Consider the following 16,773-nt stretch of genomic DNA (forward strand, 5'->3'; position numbering starts at 1 on the left):
CAAGCAGCGAGAGCGAGTATTCCATCGAGCGCAAGACACGCGCTAACGCACTCGACACTGCGGATGCTTTACGCGCGGAAAAGAGGCGTGTGAGTGACGCCGCCATCGATTCCAACGCTAGCAAGTGGCGCTACCCGGCCCCGGGCGTTACGAGCTGATCGTGGCGCTTCAATTTCCCAACCCCAGCAGGAGCTACGATGCTTCCCGGCATTGTGTGTGTTTCTGGGGATACGACAATTCGCGCGAAATCACGTTCCTGGTCGACGACGCCATGCTGAGAAATATGCAACCTGGCGTGGGATCCGATGAGCGGTCGATACTCGGGGCCTTCGACCAAGGTCGCGAAAAGATCCTCGAAATCGCGAAGAAGCTGTATGTCAGCGGTCCGCAGAACCGGTATTCGATTTCATAAGCTGTGGCCATGTCGCGGGAATGCTTCGGTTCTTACAGTTCCGAATAGTGCTGGACGCCCGGACCACCTGTGAACGAAGCGACCCTAGTCCCTCGGTTCTGATGGCGGTAACCCGTCCGGGATACTCGTCGGCCTTCACTTCACCGACAGTGTCTTGAGGACCATCGGTTTGTTTGCATAACACCCCCGCCTCAAAGCCCGCCGTAGCAGTCCACCCAGCGACGAAACAAGGCCTAAAAAGCCAGGGCTCGGACCGATTTTTTATAAAAGTGGGAGAGCAGCATGACTGATGACCAAGTGGACACGGAAGAAATGGCCGAAAACAGGAAACGGAGAGAAGCCGGGGCGCCTGCAACCGAGTCTGCGGCGGCTGTCGCGCCGGAACAGAATACGACGCCCGTTGATGCGGATGCGGACGTGTCGCGCAAGCCTTGGCGCAAGCGTGTCTGGGAATGGCTTGGAGCGTCGGGAGTCCGCACCCACGTTCGTCACCCGCGGCCCGAATAATCCAGCGCGCACTGGAGAGTCGCGCCGCTTGCCTCGCACATGTCCCAAGGTTCAACGCCTGGGCCCCCTCATGCCCTCGCTTTCCAGGGCAGCGTTCCGTTCTTCGCTGGCCTCAATGGGGTCCATCGCGTCGTCGACGGACGCTGTCGCGCGCTCTGCTGCCGCTTTCGCTTCGTCGATCGCGGCGCCAGGCTCGCCATCATCATCGCCCGGGGGTTCCAGCATGTCCCGAAGCATGGCCGCCAGCTCCGGTGTATCCCAGGGCTCGCCATGCTGCTCTCTTTTCTTTATGTAGTGCCTGACTTCGGCGTCTTGCTCGGGACTCAAAGGAAGGCCGTGAAAGGTGCTTTCGGGGGTGGCGTCGACCATGATATTGCTCCGGAAACTCGTCCCATCTTCAGTGTAGGCCTTTTGTCGCCAAAGAGATTCAACTCTCGATTGCGCAACCGCTGAGGCTTCGAACTTTGCTCGATATGGCGTTGCAATGGCACAAGATAGTCATTGCGTATTCGTACCCGAAGCGTCTAATGAAAGATGCGTGCGGACTCTCAGTCAGTTGTCGGTTGTACACCTACCCCCTGGCGTGGCGTTGCACAGCGAGCGTCTGTCGACGCTCCACTCCAAGGAGCAAGTCATGCAATATCCGCTGTATGTCCATCGGAATGGCAATTCGGGCTTTCGCGCCAGCTTCCCCGATTTCCCGACCGCCGACGCGAGTGGCGACTCGTTTAGCGAATTGACGCACAATGCCCAGACGACCGTGGAAGCGATGTATGACCGCAGCGAGCAACTTATCCCCGCCCCTACCTGCAATACAACGGAATTGCAGGCCCTCCAAATGGACGATGGCAACGGCATCTGGGTATTTGTCGATATCGATCTGGCGCGTGTTACCTCGAAATCCGTGGGCATTGAAGTCCATCTGCTGGAGAGCCTTCTTCAGCTAGTCGATGCGAGGTCAAAAGAGCGCTGCATGACGCGCTCTGCATTCGTCACACTGGTGCTTATTGATGCTCTGAAGAAGCAGGAGCGCTAACCATCTCATTGCCGTTCAGTTCGGGACATGAGTCGCGGGGGCCGGGCGTTTCCTGAAAGCGTCGGGGCGTGAACGTGCGATTCGTCGACCACGTCATTGCGTGCCGTAAGTCGCGAATAACCAGTAAGGATGATATGTCGCACTCAATGTGGGGCATCGCGGTCGGACTGGCGCTGATGTTCGGCGCGGCGCTGCGTGGGTATCGGCGCAACGCTCTGCACAAGCGCGACATCCGCTGGCTTGATGAACACCATATATTGGACAGACTGCGCAAGCAATTGGAGCTGACACCCCGGAAATGACACGCGCCAAGTGGCGCGTCCAGGAAGGAAGGCTGTGACGTTCCGAAGTCTGTGCGACCACTCACGCCTCCTCCGGCGCGCAATGAACGGCGAATTTCACAAGCTTGGCCGGTCCGAAAGTGTTGCTTATCGCGACATCGGCGGCATCGCGCCCGCGGGCCATTAATACCCGCCCAGTGCGCAGCACGTTGTTGCGTGGATCGAATGTCTGCCAGCAGCCGCCCACATAGGCTTCGAACCAGGCCGCGAAGTCCATCGCACTGTAGGGCGGGGCCACCCCGATGTCACTGATATATCCCGTGCAGTAACGGGCAGGAATGTTCATGGCTCGACAGAGCGTGACTGCCAGGTGAGCAAAATCGCGGCATACCCCTCGTCGCTCGTGGTAGACCTGCCACGCTGTTTTGGTCGGTCTGGCAAACTCGTATCCGAACTCAATCTGGCGATGAGCGAAGTCACAGATCGCCTGCACCCGGTCGCGCCCGGGCAGCGATTCGCCGAAAAGCCGCCACGCAATATCGGACAACAAATCGGTCTCGCAGTAGCGGCTGCCCAGCAGAAACACCATGCATTCATTGGGCAATTCCTCGACGGGATGCTGGTGACCGTAAGGCTCCCGCTCTTCCGGTTGGTCGGAAATATTGAGCAACGCAGTCGTCGACATTTCGATTCGACCAGGCGGAGCGACAAGCCGGCTACAGAGATTGCCGAAACCATCCCGATACTGCAGGATGGCGACCGCTGGATCGACGACAAGCAGATCCGCAGACAATACATCCTGCGCACGCGAGTAGTGCGTGTTCAGCATCAGCATCATCGGGGTGTACTGCTCGCACTCGTAAATCAGTTCATAACCAACACGAAGTTTCATTGCAGCGGCCTCCCCCATAGAGATTCAACAGCGGTCTTCAGTGACGCTCACTTCGACATCCAGACCGAGAAACGAGTTTTGCGCCCCTGACCAGGTTCCCCACAGCGGCAAGGCCTGATGCTGATCCCACGCTACGGCGACCCGGATCAGGTGCTGATTGCCGATGATGCTGTTGGTGGGGTCGAAATCCACCCAGCCCGCCCCCGGTAGAAAGATCTGCAACCAAGCGTGGGTGGCACCGCCCCCTTGAGTGGTGTCGTAATCCGGGACAAAGATGTAGCCGCTGACGAACCGTGCGGCGAAGCCAAGAGAGCGAGCCGCGTCGATCATCAGCACGGCGAAATCCCGGCAACTGCCACTACGGCGGGACAACGTATCAGCCGGCCGGTAAACGCCTTTCTCCGCGCGCCGGACGTACACAAATCCGTCTTTAATCTCCGTCGTGATAGCCCGCAGCATAGCCATCGTCGAAGTGCCGCCTCCTCGCGCAATGAAACTGTGCGCCCAACTGTCGACGGCCCCATCAGGATACCGCCGGCTGCGCGCATTCACGAGGTCTGCGGCCTCCTCGCTGGTGTACGCGAACGGCCAGGTCGCGGCATAGGGCTCGATCGCGTATTCGGGCAATGGAGCCGCGTAGTGCTCGAGCGTGACCGCGCTATCGAACAGCAGCTGAGAAGCCTCGCCGGAGAATGTAGCTATCGCGACCGAATTGTCGAACACATCATGCAGCCAATGCAGGCGGGCAGGTGTCGGCGTAATGCGCAATTGTGATGACACGAGGCGCATGTCATGGCTGGAGCGCGGCCGAAACATCATCCGATGCTCACCAAAACTCACGGGCTCAGAATAGCGATAGATACTCTTATGCCGAACTGTGAGGTATCGCGGCCCACTCATGTCGTTTCACCTGATTCAAGCGTCACTGGTGGTGCAGAAACTCGCTGTGACAGTGTGATATGACCTTCGATTCAAGAAGGACCTGCACAGCGTTTCAACCGAATATTTCGGCCCCGGTGCGCGATTCGGCAGACATGGACCCCAGCATACACTGTCGCGGAAACCTGAACGCCGTTATTTCTGGATTGCTGATCGAACACTGCTGGCGTCAGGGACCAGCGTCGGAAAACACTGGAGAATTCCTTGCGGAGGAAGCGGTTGTTGACGGCAATCCGCGGCTCAATACTTCGACGCCGACGAGGCACAGCGAACTCTGATCGACAATCTCGTCAAACGAAGCGTCTTGAACGCTAGATGCCGCCAGGCAGCTCAGGTCCGCGTAATCGATGCGCCGCCGTCGACTAGCGAAGCAGTACCCGTCACGAACGATGAATCATCAGACGCAAGATAAAGTACCGAGCGGGCGAGTTCTTCCGGCCGTGCGACCCGCTTGAGTGCATGCAAGCCGGTCACGAAGGCCTGGGACTCGGCGGTGTCGTTCATGCCGCGATACATCGGCGTGTCCACCGCGCCAGGCAGAATGGCGTTGACGCGCACCCCTTGCGGTCCGTACTCGGCGGCGAGCGCCTGCGTCAACCCGATCAATCCGGCCTTGCTCGCGGCGTAGGCCGCGGTGCCCGGAAATGCGAATGAGTAGCCGACGAAAGTCGACGTGAAGATGATAGATCCACCACCCTGCTTCAGCATTTCTGGGATCTGATGTTTCGCGCCCAAAAAAGCACTCGTCAGATTGGTCGCCAATGCGGCCGACCAGCCAGCCTCCGACACGCCCGTGGTCGGACCCATTTCGCCCAGGGTGCCCGCATTGTTATAGGCGATGTCAAGACGGCCGAAGCGGCTGACGGCGAGTTCGACCAGCGCTTTCGTGAAGTCCTCTGACTGCACGTCGCCGGCCAGAAATGCGGCCTCACCGCCTTCGCTGACGATCTCGGCTGCGAGCGTTTCAAGTTCGGCTTCGCGGCGTGCCGCGATCACCACTTTTGCGCCTTCCGCGGCGAACAGTTTTCCGGTGGCACGGCCAATTCCCGCACTGGCTCCGGTCACGATGGCGACCTTTCCTGTCAAGCGTTGCATGTTCAATCTCCTGATGCTCCATGTCGACCAATGCCCGATGCCTTGGTCCATGGGATGCAATATAGGCTTCAGCCGCAGACGCAGGAAGGCGTAAAACATGGGTATATCATTCAGCATTTGTGAATGATCGGAGAAACCCATGGATCGGCTGCGCGCTTACGAAGTCTTCGTGACCGTGGTGAGCCGCGGCAGCTTCACGCGCGCGGCCGATGTGCTCGATACGTCGCCAGCCAACGTGACCCGCTATGTGAATGAACTGGAAGCGCATCTCGGCACGCGCCTGCTGAACCGCACCTCTCGCAGGCTTTCCGTCACCGAGGGCGGCGAAACCTTTTACGCCCGCTGCAAATCTATTCTCGACGACGTCGCCGAGACTGAGGGGCTCGTGTCGTCTGCGTCGGTAAAACCGCGCGGCCGACTGCGCATCAATGCCCCGGTGAGCTTTGGGATTCTGCACCTGGCGCCGCTATGGCCCGAGTTCATGCGGAAATACCCGGAAGTGGAGCTCGACGTTGCGCTGATTGACCGCGTCGTCGATATCGTCGAGGAAGGCTATGACCTCGCCGTTCGGATCTCACGCGCCGGCTCAACTAACCAGGCTGCCCGCAAGCTGGCGACATCGAGAAACATCCTGTGTGCTTCGCCTGTCTATCTGGCGCGTTACGGATACCCCGCAGCGCCATCGGACCTGATCGAGCATCGATGCATCGGCTACTCGTATGCGGCCACTGGCGATGAGTGGCAACTGATCGATAGCGAGGGCGCGGCTCACCCCGTGAAGGTCAACTGTCACATGCACTCCAATAATGGCGATACGGCGCGCGCGGCGGCGCTCGCTGCGCAAGGCGTGATCTGGCAACCCACGTTTCTGGTCGGCAACGACCTACGCGCCGGCAAACTCGTTCAGGTATTGCCTGAATATCGATTGCCTGACATCGACGTACTCGCGTTGTACCCGAGTCGTCGGCACGTGAGTGCCAAGATCCGCGTCATGATCGATTTCCTGGTCGATGCGTTCGGTGGAGTGCCCCCGTGGGATCGGGCCGACGGAGATTGAGCAGGTGTCACGCCGTGCTCATGCGCACGTCACCGACAGGCGCGATGGACGTGCGACGGTTCCTAAGAGCGACACGCGGTTGGCAAACGCTAGAACCGGTATCCAACCCCGACAAAGGTAATCCACGGATTCGCCGCGATGTGCGTCTTGTTGGTCAGCACGGGCTGACCATTGGCCGCAATGGCAGAAACTGTCGCATTCGTCTTGAGAGGCAGATAGGTCACGGATGCGGTCGCATACCAGTTCTTGCTGATGTTATAGGAAGCGCCCACATTGAATGCCGGATTCCATGACGGACTCAGCGAAGCCTTGGCCTGACCGCCCGGTCCCGCGACCTGCTGCAACGCTGAGCTGAAAGTCGGATTGAGTTCGGTATGCGAATACCACGTGTAATTGACACCGATACCGACAAAGGGACGCAGCCGCGTCTGCGCCGCGCCGAAGTAGTACTTGACGAAGAGAATGGGCGGCCAGGCTCTGGTGCTGGCGAGGGGGTGCAGGCTGCCGAAGTCGAGCGTCGGCCCCTTTGGACCGAACGGAGCCGCCGTCCCCTGCGCGTAGAGATTAAGCTTGGGTGGCACACCCGTAGCCAGATGCAGCGCGACATTGTCCGTGATGAAATACGTGAATGCGAGATCGGCGGTGAACGTATTGTGTATCTGACCACCGGTTCCTGGCGACGTAAACGTGCCTGCCGCCGAACTACTCTGCAGCGGCGTCGAAGACGACGGACCAAAGTCCATCCAGGTGCCTCCCGCACTCGTTATCAGGCTCCCCGCGCTTTGCGCCATCGCGCCATGACATATCGCACCCGCTATGAGCGCGAGGCACGCAATCTGTTTCATTCTCTCCCCCACCACTTTATTAGTTATCCCAACTGACCGGAAAATCATTTACCCTGTCATAGGAATTCCTTCCAACACGTTCGATTCAGAACTGCTCGATCGAAATATCGATTGCGCCGGACGCGCCGAGCAGGATCGTCTTTTGAAGAGCGTGAGCTTTTGGCAAGATTTTTTCCGCATAGAATCGCGCGGTAGCAAGCTTCGAGCGGTGAAATTCCTGATCTTCTCCCGCTGCATCCTGCTTCGATGCGACCAGCGCAGCGCGCGCCATCTGCCATCCGCCGCAGACATATCCGGTCATCATCAGATAGTCGACGGAGCTTGCCAGCGCTTCATCGATGTCTGTCGCCAGCATGCGCAGCATCCACTCGGTGGCGTCTTCAAGCGCTTGCACACTTGCCGCGAAAGTCGTGCAAATCGGCGTGAGCCTGGGGTCCGCGCTTTGTTCGAGTTCCAGCGCGACGCTGCGCATCTCCACAACCAGTTTGGACATCGCCGCTCCGCCATCCGACGCGAGCTTGCGTGCCACCAGGTCGGCCGCCTGAATGCCCGTCGTGCCCTCGTAGATCGTCGCGATGCGCGCATCGCGCAGAAACTGGCACGCCCCCGTTTCCTCGATGTAGCCCATCCCGCCATGCACCTGCACCCCCAGCGATGCGATCTCGACGCCCAGTTCGGTACACCATCCCTTTAGCACCGGGATCAACAGATCGACACGCGCTTGGTGTCGCGCACGTTCGCTGTCGTCCGGGTGCCTGTGCGTGTGATCCATGTCGGCCGCCATGACGTAGGCAAACGCGCGCATCGCTTCGATCTGGGACTTCATCGTCAGCAACATGCGCCGGACATCCGGGTGATGAATGATCGCCACCGCCTGGGCCGAACGGCTTGCCGCGAGCCGTCCCTGCACGCGCTCCTTCGCATACTCACGGGCTTGCTGGTACGCGCGCTCCGCCAAGGCGAGCCCCTGAATACCCACCTTCTGGCGCGCTTCGTTCATCATCGTGAACATGTGCGCGAGGCCTTTGTTTTCGTGTCCGACGAGATAACCGATCGCGCCGTCCTTGTCGCCAAAGCTCATCACGCAGGTTGGACTCGCGTGGATACCCAGCTTGTGTTCGAGGGATACGCAGTGGACATCGTTGCGCTGTCCCGGCGAGCCGTCGGCGTTCAGCAGGAACTTGGGCACGAGGAACAGCGAAATCCCTCGCACGCCTTCGGGCGCGTCGGGCGTGCGAGCGAGGACGAGATGAATCACGTTGTCCGTCATGTCGTGGTCGCCCCACGTGATGAAGATTTTCTGGCCGTAAAGGCGGTAGTGATCGCCCTCCGGCACGGCCTTCGTGCGCACAGCGGCGAGGTCCGATCCCGCTTGCGGTTCAGTGAGATTCATCGTGCCTGTCCACGTGCCGCTGATGAGTTGAGGCAGGTAGCGTTGTTTGAGCTCCTGCGAGCCGTGCTGCCGCAATGCCTCGGTGGCGCCGGCCGTCAATAGCGGGCACAGCGCGAACGCCATATTGGAGGAATTCCACATCTCCACGGCCGCCGCGTGCAGCAGTTCGGGCAAGCCCTGGCCGCCGAACTCGGGATCGCCACTGAGGCCGCTCCAGCCTCCCGCGGAAAATTGCCGGTACGCTTGCGCGAAACCGTCCGCGGCAACCACGCCGTCCCGTGTCAGACGCGCGCCCTGCTCATCGCCTGTCCTGTTGAGCGGCGCAAGCACTTCAGCCGCGAGCCTGGCGGCTTCTTCGAGTACTGCGTCAGCCAGTTCCGGCGTGGCTTCCTCCAGGCCCGGCAACGAAGACAACGCGCCGAGATCGGCCAGTTCCGTCATCGCGAAGCGCATGTCGCGCAGCGGTGCAATATAGGTGCTCATCGTGTGTCCCGAATCAGTTCTGTTGCAGTTTGTCCAGTTCGCCGGCCAATTCCGGCAACACCTTGAAGAGGTCTCCGACGATCCAGTAATCGGCGACCTGGAAGATCGGCGCCTCTTCGTCCTTGTTGATGGCGACAATCACCTTCGAGTCCTTCATCCCGGCCAGATGCTGGATCGCGCCGGAAATGCCCACAGCGATATACAACTGTGGCGCGATCACCTTGCCGGTCTGGCCGACCTGGTAGTCATTCGGTGCGAACCCGGCGTCCACCGCCGCGCGTGACGCGCCGACGGCTGCGCCGAGCTTGTCGGCAATGCCGTCCAGCAGCGCGAAGTTCTCGCCGGAACCCATGCCCCGGCCGCCTGCGATCACCCGTTGCGCGGACGTCAGGTCCGGTCGCTCCGAGCGCGTCAGTTGCTGGCTCACGAAGCGCGACCCTTGCACTTCAGGGGCGGGCTCCAACGCTTCGATCGCGGCGGCGCCGCCTTCAGCCGGCGCCGCCGCAAAAGCTGTCGTTCGAACGGTGACAACCTTGATGGCGTCAGCGCTTCGCACTGTCGCGAGCACATTGCCCGCATAGATGGGGCGCACGAACGTATCGCTGGACTCGACGGCAACGATGTCCGAAATCTGCGCGACATCGAGCAGCGCGGCCACGCGCGGCATCACGTTCTTCGCGGTCGTGGTGGCCGGCGTCACGATGTGGCTGTATTGCCCGGCAACTTTCACGATGAGTGCGGCGAGGTTCTCGGCCAACGCGTGACCGTAGTGCGCGGCATCGACAGCAAGCACGCGGGTCACGCCCGCAACACGCGCCGCCTGCTCGGACACCTTGGCGCATTGCGCGCCGGCCACGAGAACATGAATGTCGCCGCCAATCCGCGCGGCGGCCGTGACGGCGTTCAGCGTAGCAGTCCTGAGCACCTGATTGTCGTGCTCTGCAATAACGAGTACGGGCATTTCTTTCCCCTTCTATCAGATTACGTGAGCAACGTTTTTCAACTTGCTCACCAGTTCAGCAGCGTCGGCCACCCGCACGCCCGCTTCGCGTTTCGGGGGCTCCGCCAGCTTCAGCGTCGTCAGCCTCGGTGTAACGTCGACACCGAGGGCGTCGGGCGTCACGACATCCAGGGGCTTCTTCTTCGCCTTCATGATGTTGGGCAGCGTGGCGTAGCGCGGCGTGTTCAACCGCAAATCGGCGGTGACGATTGCGGGCAGGTCGACTTCGATCGTTTCCAGACCGCCGTCGACCTCGCGCGTCACCGTGGCTGTTCCCGCTGCGACCGTCACTTGCGACGCGAACGTCGCCTGCGGCCAGCCGAGCAGCGCCGCCAGCATCTGGCCGACCTGGTTGGCGTCGTCGTCGATGGCCTGCTTGCCGAGCAGCACCAGTTGCGGCTGCTCCTTGTCGACCAGCGCCTTGAGCAGCCGGGCCACCGCGAGCGGCTGCAAATCGGCGGCCGTCTCGACCAGAATGCCGCGGTCCGCGCCGATGGCCATCGCCGTGCGAAGCGTTTCCTGGCACGCCGGCACGCCGCAAGACACGGCGACCACCTCGGTCACGACACCCGCTTCCTTCATGCGCACGGCCTCCTCCACGCTGATTTCGTCGAACGGGTTCATCGACATCTTCACGTTCGCGAGATCGACGGCGCTGCCATCGGCCTTGACGCGAACCCTCACGTTCGCGTCTACGACGCGCTTCACAGGTACAAGTACTTTCATTGCCTACTCCGTTGTACAAAAGTGCTTCATCCGGCCGGCCACGGGAGCAGCCGAAGGGATGCTGCATCGTTCGGTGGATTACCTCGTGAAAAGCGTCACGCCCGCTCGACGAACACGCTGCCGGGCTCGCCCTCGAACATGTCGACGAGATGGCGTTCCATTGGCTGTTCCGACGCGGTTTTCGGTATTCCGTCACCACCTGGACCCAGGAAATGACAGAGCTCCTTTCCAGGTTCACGCGGCACGCGCGGAACACCTGCTGCGGATCAAGTCATGGGTACGCTTGGGCACGACCGCCGCCACCACGTCTTTCTCACCCGGCGCGCCTGCCGCAGCCGTCACGCCATAGACGCGGACGTCTTCGACTGCCCCTGACTCCGGCTCATCCCGGACATCTCCCGCTCCGCTCCCAGTGGGCCGAGCTTGTGCGTCGCAACATGATTCGCGGCGGTAGACATGTCTCCTCCCTGGAGGTGGTTGGCGTATCATCGTGTGAACGGTGCGCCGCACGGGCACACGCCCAGCTAGCTGCCATGAGCGGCGACCTGCGCACTGGACCGTTTTCCGGCTGCACTTTGATCTCCTCTATGGAATCCATGGTGACTCCGCGCGGCACTGCGCAATATCCCCCATATAGGGGAGCGCGAACGCCCGGACGGGGGAGGGCAGCCAGAGTCGCCCCGAGTGTCCGGAGCCGCCGATGCAATTGACCGACGTGATCGCGCCATGCATGCCCCCGCCGCTTCTGGCCACGAAGCTGCTTCCGCCACGCTTGCCGAGCGGGTTGATCGATCGCCCGCGGCTGATCGAACTGGCGGCGTATGCAGAAGACAAGCGGCTTACCGTCATCAAGGCGCCCGCGGGCTTCGGAAAGACTTCGCTGGCGCTCGGGTGGCTCAAGCACTTACGCACGACCGGCGCGCACGTCGCATGGCTCTCGCTCGACACGGACGACGACGAACCCGCCCGCTTTCTCAACCATCTCGCGCAGGCATTGCGGCAAGCTTGCGGCAACGTCGGTGCGTCGGCGATCGGCCTGACCGCCGAAGCCTCCCTCGTCCCCGCGCAATGCATCGTGGCGACGCTGATCAACGAGCTGGTCGAAGTCGATGACGAGGTCTATCTCTTTCTCGACGACTATCACCTGACCTGCCTTCCCGTGATTCACGATGTCGTGGCGTTCTTCATCGAGCACGCGCCGTCGCACGTGCATGTGGTGGTCTGCACCCGGGTCGATTCCACGCTTCCGCTCGCGCGCCTGCGGGCGAGGAACGAACTGCTGGAAATCAACGCAACGGCGCTGCGCTTCAATTTCGACGAGACGCGATGCTTCATCGAACGCGAGTGTCCGGGCAAGCTGGGCGCCGGCACGATCAAGTCGCTGTTCGCGAGCACCGAGGGCTGGGCTGCGGCGCTACGCATTTCGGCCTCGGTGCTGGTACGGGAAGAGCCCAAACCAGGTTCGGAATCAGGCACGCCATCCGGTGCGTCCCGGCCGTTCGCCGCCTACCTCGAAGACATACTCAAACATCTGCCCGCGGCGATGGTCGAGTTCATGCTGCGCACGGCGATACTCGATCGGCTGAGCGCCTCGCTGTGCGAGGCGGTGACGGGCGTCGAGCGCAGCCAGAGCATGCTGGAAGCGATCGCCGCGCGCCAGCTTCTGCTGGAGCCGATGGACGTCGAAGGGCACTGGTTCCGCTATCACCATCTGATGCGCGACTACCTGTGCCAACGGCTTGAAACACAGTACCGCGACGAGGTGGCGGACGTGCACCGCCGCGCGTGTCAGTGGTACGCGCAACAGGAGCAATGGACGGACGCTGTTAGACACGCCATCGCAGCCGGCGCGACCGACGACGCCATCGCGCTGATGGCCCGCTGCGCGATGTCGCTCGTCACGAAAGGCGACCTGCTCACGCTGCTGGGCTGGCAGCGCCAGTTCCCGGCGCACCTGATGCGAGAACAGCTGCAAGTCAGGCTGGCGATCGCCTGGGGCATGGCGCTGGCACTTCGCTTTGACGACGCGCTGGCGATGCTCGATGCGCTGGAGCGCGACGCCGCCGCCAGCACGGGCGCCGAAACCGAACGCATGCGCTGGGAATGTCAGGCGATCCATGCGGTCCTGGCTGCGTTGCAGGACGATTCGCAACGCGCGCTCGCGATGGCGCAGGCCTGTCTCGACCGGCAGTCGGACGATGTCTGGACCACCAACGTCGTATCCAACGTCGTGCGGTTCGGGCACTGGAAAGCGGGCAACCTCGAAGCGCTCTATGCGACACCTTGGATTCCCTATTCCATCGAGGACGACCAACGCAATGTGTTCTCTTCGGTGTACCGGCTGTGCCTGCTCGGTCACACGGAAATGCAGCAGCTGCACTTCGTGCTCGCCGAGCGATATTTCATGGAGTCAATGCAACTGGCCGAGCGTTACTCCGGGGCGCAGTCCATCTCCGCCGCCTTGTGCGCGCCGATGATCGCGCAGCTCCGCTACGAGCAGGGCCGTCTGGATGAAGCCGAAGCGCTCGTCCTCGATCTGATGCCCATTGTCGATCTCGCCGTCATGCTCGATAGTGTGCTGATCGCGTATCGTCTGCTCATCCGGATCGCGGTTGCGCGTTCGAACGCCACGCAAGCCTACGCGCTGCTCGAACGCGCGCAAACCCTCGGCCACAGGCGCGGTTGGCATCGTCTGATGGCGGCGGCGCTCGTCGAACGCACGCGGCTGCATATCAGCGAAGGAAGAATGGCGGAAGCCTCGGCATGCGTTTCCGAACTCGATGGCCTCGCTGCCCCAGGCGCGCAATCGTCTCCTCCCGTCTCAGCCGAGATCGAGAACTATCGCTCACTCGCCGCGGCCTATGTGGCGATCGCGCAGAACCGGACGCACGAAGCCATCGAATCGTTGAGCGCTGCACGGCGCAGCGCCGAAAGCCGTCACGGCGACTACCTCGCATTGCGCCTGCGAACCACGCTCGCACTCGCCTGGATGAGCGCGGGCCAAACTCGCGAGGCACTCGAGGTATTCGGCGAGGTCGTGAAAGTGGCCGCGCACGCAGGTATTTACCAGTCCATTCTCGACCAGGGTCCTGAAATCGGCGCGCTATTGCAGGCGCTTCGCGACGAGACACGCAACACCGCACAGACGAAGGACGTGGTGAATTACAACGATCGTCTGATCGAAGGCTGGCGCGCACTCTATCAGCCCGACAGCCAGGCTCAGCGCGAGGCCGAACGCGAATCGCTAAGCGCACGGGAACGCGAGATTGTTGGGCTGATAGCGCAAGGGCTGTCGAACAAGGAAATCGCACGCAATCTCGGGATTGCGCCTGAAACGGTCAAATCCCATGTGAAGAGCGTTTTCGTGAAGCTCGAGGTCGACAAACGCGCGCATGCCGTCTCACGCGCGCAAGCGTTGGGGCTGCTGCAATAGCTCGCCGTACCGCGCATTGCGCGGCGCACGGCTCACCTCGCCACGACGAACGCGGCAGCATGAAGCAGCACACCTGCCATGCCGCCAACCAGCGTGCCGTTGATACGGACGTATTGCAGGTCACGGCCGATCTCCGCTTCGATCTTCCTGCTGACCTCCTGCGCGTTCCAGCTTTTCACGACCTCGGTGATCAGCACCGGCAGTTGACCCCGATAACGCACGACCAGCGAGTGGGCGATGTCCAGCCACCATGCATTCAGCTTGTGCTGAAGCGCGGGCGCGGCCGCGATTGCCTTGCCCAGCGAGACGAGCAAAGCGGTCGCGACACCGCGCGCGGCCGGCTGTCTGGAGTGGAGGTGGTCGATCACGTGTTGTCGGACGTGGTCCAGCAGCACACGGTAATAGTCTCCGTTCCTGAAATGCCGGATGCAGTCCCGCATCAGCGACTTGCCGAAGCGCCGGTATGCGCGAGACGTCTGCAACTGCACGACGAGATCCCGCATGGCGCCGTCGAATTGCCGCCGCAGCGCATGATCCTGGTTGTCGACCACTTCATGCACGAGCGTGACGAGGCCCTCGACGAACCGGTCGACGATATAAGCATCGAATCTGGCGGGCGTGTATCGCGAACCCTCGCTGAATTTCGCCTTCAACAAGCCCGAGTTCTTGATGAGCCACTGCTCCAACGCAGAAAGTCCACGATCGACCAGTGGCTGGTGGCGATCGGCTTCAGCGAGAATCTGCAGCACGTGGCCGGCGGCGCGAGATACATCGAGCGTTCGCAGTCGCGGTATCACGATTCGATCGAAGAATCGCGCCACCTCCTCCTCGTCAATTGCGTTCAGCAATCCGGGCAGCGCCTCGACAATGGCATCCGCGACGGTCTCGCTATTGGGCTTGTCGGCCAGCCATCGCGACAGCGCCTTGGCGGCGTTGTGATTCTTCAGTCTTGCGGTGATCAGGTCCGGCGCCAGAAAATTCTCTTCGACGAAATTGCCCAGGCTGTCGGCGATGCGCTGCTGATTGCGCGGGATGATCGCCGTATGCGGGATCGGCAGACCGAAGGGATGCCGGAACAGGGCAACCACCGCGTACCAGTCCGCGATCGCGCCGACCGTCCCCGCCTCGGCAAACGAACGCAGCCAGACCAGCCACGGATATTCCTGCTGATAAAACACGCATACGAGCAACAGCACGAACGTGCCGGCGAGCAGACACGTTGCGGCCCACCGCATACGGGTCAAACGAAGTGCCTTGTGATTCTCCCGTGTAGCGGGCGACGCGCGGCTCACGCTTCGATCGTCGCGCGTCCGGCAGCTCAATTCCCCTCCTGGCGGAGAAACTTGCGCACGACGGGCGCGACATCTTTCGCTCGCGTGACGAGAAACAGGTGACCGTCGTCAATCACATACAGCACCGCATTGCGGATGCGCGCCGCCAGAATTTTGGCGTTGGACAGCGGCACGATGGGGTCGTCGTTGCCGTGCATGACGAGCGTCGGCTGGCGCAGCGTGCAGAGCCAATGCAGACTGGTCCAACCCCACGCCGCCATCAACTGATAAACGTAGCCGCGACCGCGCGGCGGCTGAATATGCCGGCTATGCTCCTTGAGCAAGCCGGGATCGCGCCGGTAAGCGCCGCCATAGATCTCCGGCCCGACCCGTTGCAGGTAGGACGGATCGGTATAACGCCGCGGCCCGATCAGCTTCGATAGAACCGAGAGTTTGGCCGGCATCATCAGGACACCCGGCGAAGTCGCGGCGAGGATCAGTCTGCGGCAGCGCTCGGGATATTGCCGCGCGAACTGCTGCGCCAGCGCGCCGCCCCACGATACGCCGAGCACATCGACAGGTCCGTCATATCCCAGCCGCCGCAAAAGCTTGTCGGTCAGCACGGAGAGTGTCGAAAAACGATAAGGCGCGAGAGGCGCCGGTGAGCCCCCCACACCGGGAATGTCGAAAATGATGACGCCGACATCCTCCAGTGCTTCGACGAACGGCTCGACCAGCTCCAGATTGGCGCCAATGCCATTGAAGATGACAAGCGGCGGGGAGGCGTCACTGCCATGCCGGATGCCGACGCGCACAAGCTGGCCGTCCAGATCGATCATCTGGATTTCCATGCTGCTGACAGACTCGGTACTGTCATTCATTTCTCTCATCCGGACACCCCCTCCTTCCAACACACTTGCTCGTAGTATCGGCGCCGGGCGACGCCGTGGCGTCACTTGGCGGGTTGCACGAGCGCCTTCAACTCCTCGACGTTCTCGGCGATGCGCTTCGAGATCACCGCGAAGCTGTCGGCCTGGGCGCGGTATGCGGTTTCCGCGAGTTCCTGCATGTCCGCCAGTGCCTTGTGCAACGCCTGTTGCACCGCTTCGCCCGCGGCCGGCTTGCTCTGCGTTCCGCTCTGCTGGGCGACCAGCGACTGCAGCCGCGTCATGGTCGCGCTCAGAATCTCCATCTGTTTCTGGCCGAGCGACTGCATGCCCGTCAGCGCCGTCGTGTTGGCGGCGGCGAGCGCCTCGATATCCTTGCGGCGCGATTCCAGAACGGCGCTCGCGTCGATGCCGGGCAGCTTGAACTGCTTGATGAGCTTGGTGTATTCAGCAAAGAGGCTGTTGGGATTGATTGATTCCATCGTTGATTCTCCAGACAAAGCAGTTGATAAAGCA

The 16,773-nt window shown here is 61.6% G+C and carries 16 protein-coding genes; 5 read left to right on the forward strand and 11 right to left on the reverse strand.

Annotated elements, in window-relative coordinates; translation table 11 throughout:
* Positions 1-160 precede the first annotated feature (160 nt).
* A complete protein-coding gene (locus PQR02_RS33555) occupies positions 161-412 on the forward strand; it encodes a DUF1488 family protein (RefSeq protein WP_408241937.1) in 252 nt (83 codons plus the stop codon).
* A 558-nt stretch (positions 413-970) separates the two neighbouring features.
* Here the strand turns inward: PQR02_RS33555 and PQR02_RS33560 are convergent.
* A complete protein-coding gene (locus PQR02_RS33560) occupies positions 971-1,288 on the reverse strand; it encodes a hypothetical protein (RefSeq protein WP_408241907.1) in 318 nt (105 codons plus the stop codon).
* Between the two features lie 265 nt (positions 1,289-1,553).
* Between PQR02_RS33560 and PQR02_RS33565 the strand changes: the two genes are divergently transcribed.
* Positions 1,554-1,955, forward strand: a complete 402-nt coding sequence (locus PQR02_RS33565; RefSeq protein WP_408241909.1) for a type II toxin-antitoxin system HicB family antitoxin — start codon at positions 1,554-1,556, stop codon at positions 1,953-1,955.
* Positions 1,956-2,101: 146 nt separating this feature from the next.
* Complete coding sequence (locus PQR02_RS33570; protein ID WP_408241911.1) at positions 2,102-2,257, forward strand: hypothetical protein; 156 nt, start codon at positions 2,102-2,104, stop codon at positions 2,255-2,257.
* 61 nt (positions 2,258-2,318) lie between these two features.
* Here PQR02_RS33570 and PQR02_RS33575 read toward each other — a convergent pair whose 3' ends face one another.
* The 3 genes from PQR02_RS33575 to PQR02_RS33585 all read right to left on the reverse strand — a co-directional run bounded on the left by PQR02_RS33575 (position 2,319) and on the right by PQR02_RS33585 (position 5,162).
* Positions 2,319-3,128: a transglutaminase-like domain-containing protein gene (locus PQR02_RS33575; protein WP_408241913.1), complete on the reverse strand. Its 810-nt coding sequence runs from the start codon at positions 3,126-3,128 to the stop codon at positions 2,319-2,321.
* Between the two features lie 24 nt (positions 3,129-3,152).
* Complete coding sequence (locus PQR02_RS33580) at positions 3,153-4,028, reverse strand: transglutaminase family protein (RefSeq protein WP_408241915.1); 876 nt, start codon at positions 4,026-4,028, stop codon at positions 3,153-3,155.
* Positions 4,029-4,397: 369 nt separating this feature from the next.
* Positions 4,398-5,162, reverse strand: coding sequence for an SDR family oxidoreductase (locus PQR02_RS33585; protein ID WP_408241917.1), 765 nt, complete (start codon positions 5,160-5,162; stop codon positions 4,398-4,400).
* 139 nt (positions 5,163-5,301) lie between these two features.
* Here PQR02_RS33585 and PQR02_RS33590 point away from each other — a divergent pair, with 139 nt between their 5' ends.
* Positions 5,302-6,219: a LysR family transcriptional regulator gene (locus PQR02_RS33590; protein ID WP_408241919.1), complete on the forward strand. Its 918-nt coding sequence runs from the start codon at positions 5,302-5,304 to the stop codon at positions 6,217-6,219.
* Positions 6,220-6,308: 89 nt separating this feature from the next.
* Here the strand turns inward: PQR02_RS33590 and PQR02_RS33595 are convergent, their stop codons facing one another.
* From PQR02_RS33595 to PQR02_RS33610, 4 genes are all read right to left on the reverse strand, one after another.
* On the reverse strand, positions 6,309-6,962 hold the full coding sequence (locus PQR02_RS33595) for an OmpW/AlkL family protein (RefSeq protein ID WP_408241921.1): 654 nt from the start codon (positions 6,960-6,962) through the stop codon (positions 6,309-6,311).
* A gap of 187 nt (positions 6,963-7,149) precedes the next feature.
* A complete protein-coding gene (locus PQR02_RS33600) occupies positions 7,150-8,940 on the reverse strand; it encodes an acyl-CoA dehydrogenase C-terminal domain-containing protein (protein ID WP_408241923.1) in 1,791 nt (596 codons plus the stop codon).
* Between the two features lie 13 nt (positions 8,941-8,953).
* Entirely contained in the window at positions 8,954-9,901 is a 948-nt protein-coding gene (locus tag PQR02_RS33605) for an electron transfer flavoprotein subunit alpha/FixB family protein (protein ID WP_408241925.1), read from the reverse strand.
* A 15-nt stretch (positions 9,902-9,916) separates the two neighbouring features.
* Positions 9,917-10,666 (reverse strand): electron transfer flavoprotein subunit beta/FixA family protein, encoded by a 750-nt coding sequence (locus PQR02_RS33610; protein WP_408241927.1) that lies wholly within the window; start codon positions 10,664-10,666, stop codon positions 9,917-9,919.
* Between the two features lie 700 nt (positions 10,667-11,366).
* Here PQR02_RS33610 and PQR02_RS33615 point away from each other — a divergent pair.
* Positions 11,367-14,099 (forward strand): winged helix-turn-helix domain-containing protein, encoded by a 2,733-nt coding sequence (locus tag PQR02_RS33615; protein WP_408241929.1) that lies wholly within the window; start codon positions 11,367-11,369, stop codon positions 14,097-14,099.
* A 32-nt stretch (positions 14,100-14,131) separates the two neighbouring features.
* On the opposite strand, the gene PQR02_RS33620 is transcribed toward PQR02_RS33615, so the two are convergent.
* The 3 genes from PQR02_RS33620 to phaP all read right to left on the reverse strand — a co-directional run bounded on the left by PQR02_RS33620 (position 14,132) and on the right by phaP (position 16,739).
* Positions 14,132-15,334, reverse strand: a complete 1,203-nt coding sequence (locus tag PQR02_RS33620; RefSeq protein ID WP_408241939.1) for a DUF445 domain-containing protein — start codon at positions 15,332-15,334, stop codon at positions 14,132-14,134.
* A gap of 83 nt (positions 15,335-15,417) precedes the next feature.
* A complete protein-coding gene (phaZ, locus tag PQR02_RS33625) occupies positions 15,418-16,251 on the reverse strand; it encodes a poly(3-hydroxyalkanoate) depolymerase (RefSeq protein ID WP_408241931.1) in 834 nt (277 codons plus the stop codon).
* Positions 16,252-16,322: 71 nt separating this feature from the next.
* Positions 16,323-16,739: a TIGR01841 family phasin gene (phaP, locus tag PQR02_RS33630; protein WP_408241933.1), complete on the reverse strand. Its 417-nt coding sequence runs from the start codon at positions 16,737-16,739 to the stop codon at positions 16,323-16,325.
* Positions 16,740-16,773 lie beyond the last annotated feature (34 nt).

Source organism: Paraburkholderia sediminicola (assembly GCF_046026895.1).
GTDB lineage: Bacteria > Pseudomonadota > Gammaproteobacteria > Burkholderiales > Burkholderiaceae > Paraburkholderia > Paraburkholderia sediminicola_C.

Bases quoted from the DNA above. Each gene is read 5' to 3' on its own strand.
- PQR02_RS33560 (WP_408241907.1), bottom strand. From the start codon at position 1,288: ATGGTCGACGCCACCCCCGAAAGCACCTTTCACGGCCTTCCTTTGAGT.
- PQR02_RS33565 (WP_408241909.1), top strand. From the start codon at position 1,554: ATGCAATATCCGCTGTATGTCCATCGGAATGGCAATTCGGGCTTTCGC.
- PQR02_RS33570 (WP_408241911.1), top strand. From the start codon at position 2,102: ATGTGGGGCATCGCGGTCGGACTGGCGCTGATGTTCGGCGCGGCGCTG.
- PQR02_RS33575 (WP_408241913.1), bottom strand. From the start codon at position 3,128: ATGAAACTTCGTGTTGGTTATGAACTGATTTACGAGTGCGAGCAGTAC.
- PQR02_RS33580 (WP_408241915.1), bottom strand. From the start codon at position 4,028: ATGAGTGGGCCGCGATACCTCACAGTTCGGCATAAGAGTATCTATCGC.
- PQR02_RS33585 (WP_408241917.1), bottom strand. From the start codon at position 5,162: ATGCAACGCTTGACAGGAAAGGTCGCCATCGTGACCGGAGCCAGTGCG.
- PQR02_RS33590 (WP_408241919.1), top strand. From the start codon at position 5,302: ATGGATCGGCTGCGCGCTTACGAAGTCTTCGTGACCGTGGTGAGCCGC.
- PQR02_RS33595 (WP_408241921.1), bottom strand. From the start codon at position 6,962: ATGGACTTTGGTCCGTCGTCTTCGACGCCGCTGCAGAGTAGTTCGGCG.
- PQR02_RS33600 (WP_408241923.1), bottom strand. From the start codon at position 8,940: ATGAGCACCTATATTGCACCGCTGCGCGACATGCGCTTCGCGATGACG.
- PQR02_RS33605 (WP_408241925.1), bottom strand. From the start codon at position 9,901: ATGCCCGTACTCGTTATTGCAGAGCACGACAATCAGGTGCTCAGGACT.
- PQR02_RS33610 (WP_408241927.1), bottom strand. From the start codon at position 10,666: ATGAAAGTACTTGTACCTGTGAAGCGCGTCGTAGACGCGAACGTGAGG.
- PQR02_RS33615 (WP_408241929.1), top strand. From the start codon at position 11,367: ATGCAATTGACCGACGTGATCGCGCCATGCATGCCCCCGCCGCTTCTG.
- PQR02_RS33620 (WP_408241939.1), bottom strand. From the start codon at position 15,334: ATGCGGTGGGCCGCAACGTGTCTGCTCGCCGGCACGTTCGTGCTGTTG.
- phaZ (WP_408241931.1), bottom strand. From the start codon at position 16,251: ATGAATGACAGTACCGAGTCTGTCAGCAGCATGGAAATCCAGATGATC.
- phaP (WP_408241933.1), bottom strand. From the start codon at position 16,739: ATGGAATCAATCAATCCCAACAGCCTCTTTGCTGAATACACCAAGCTC.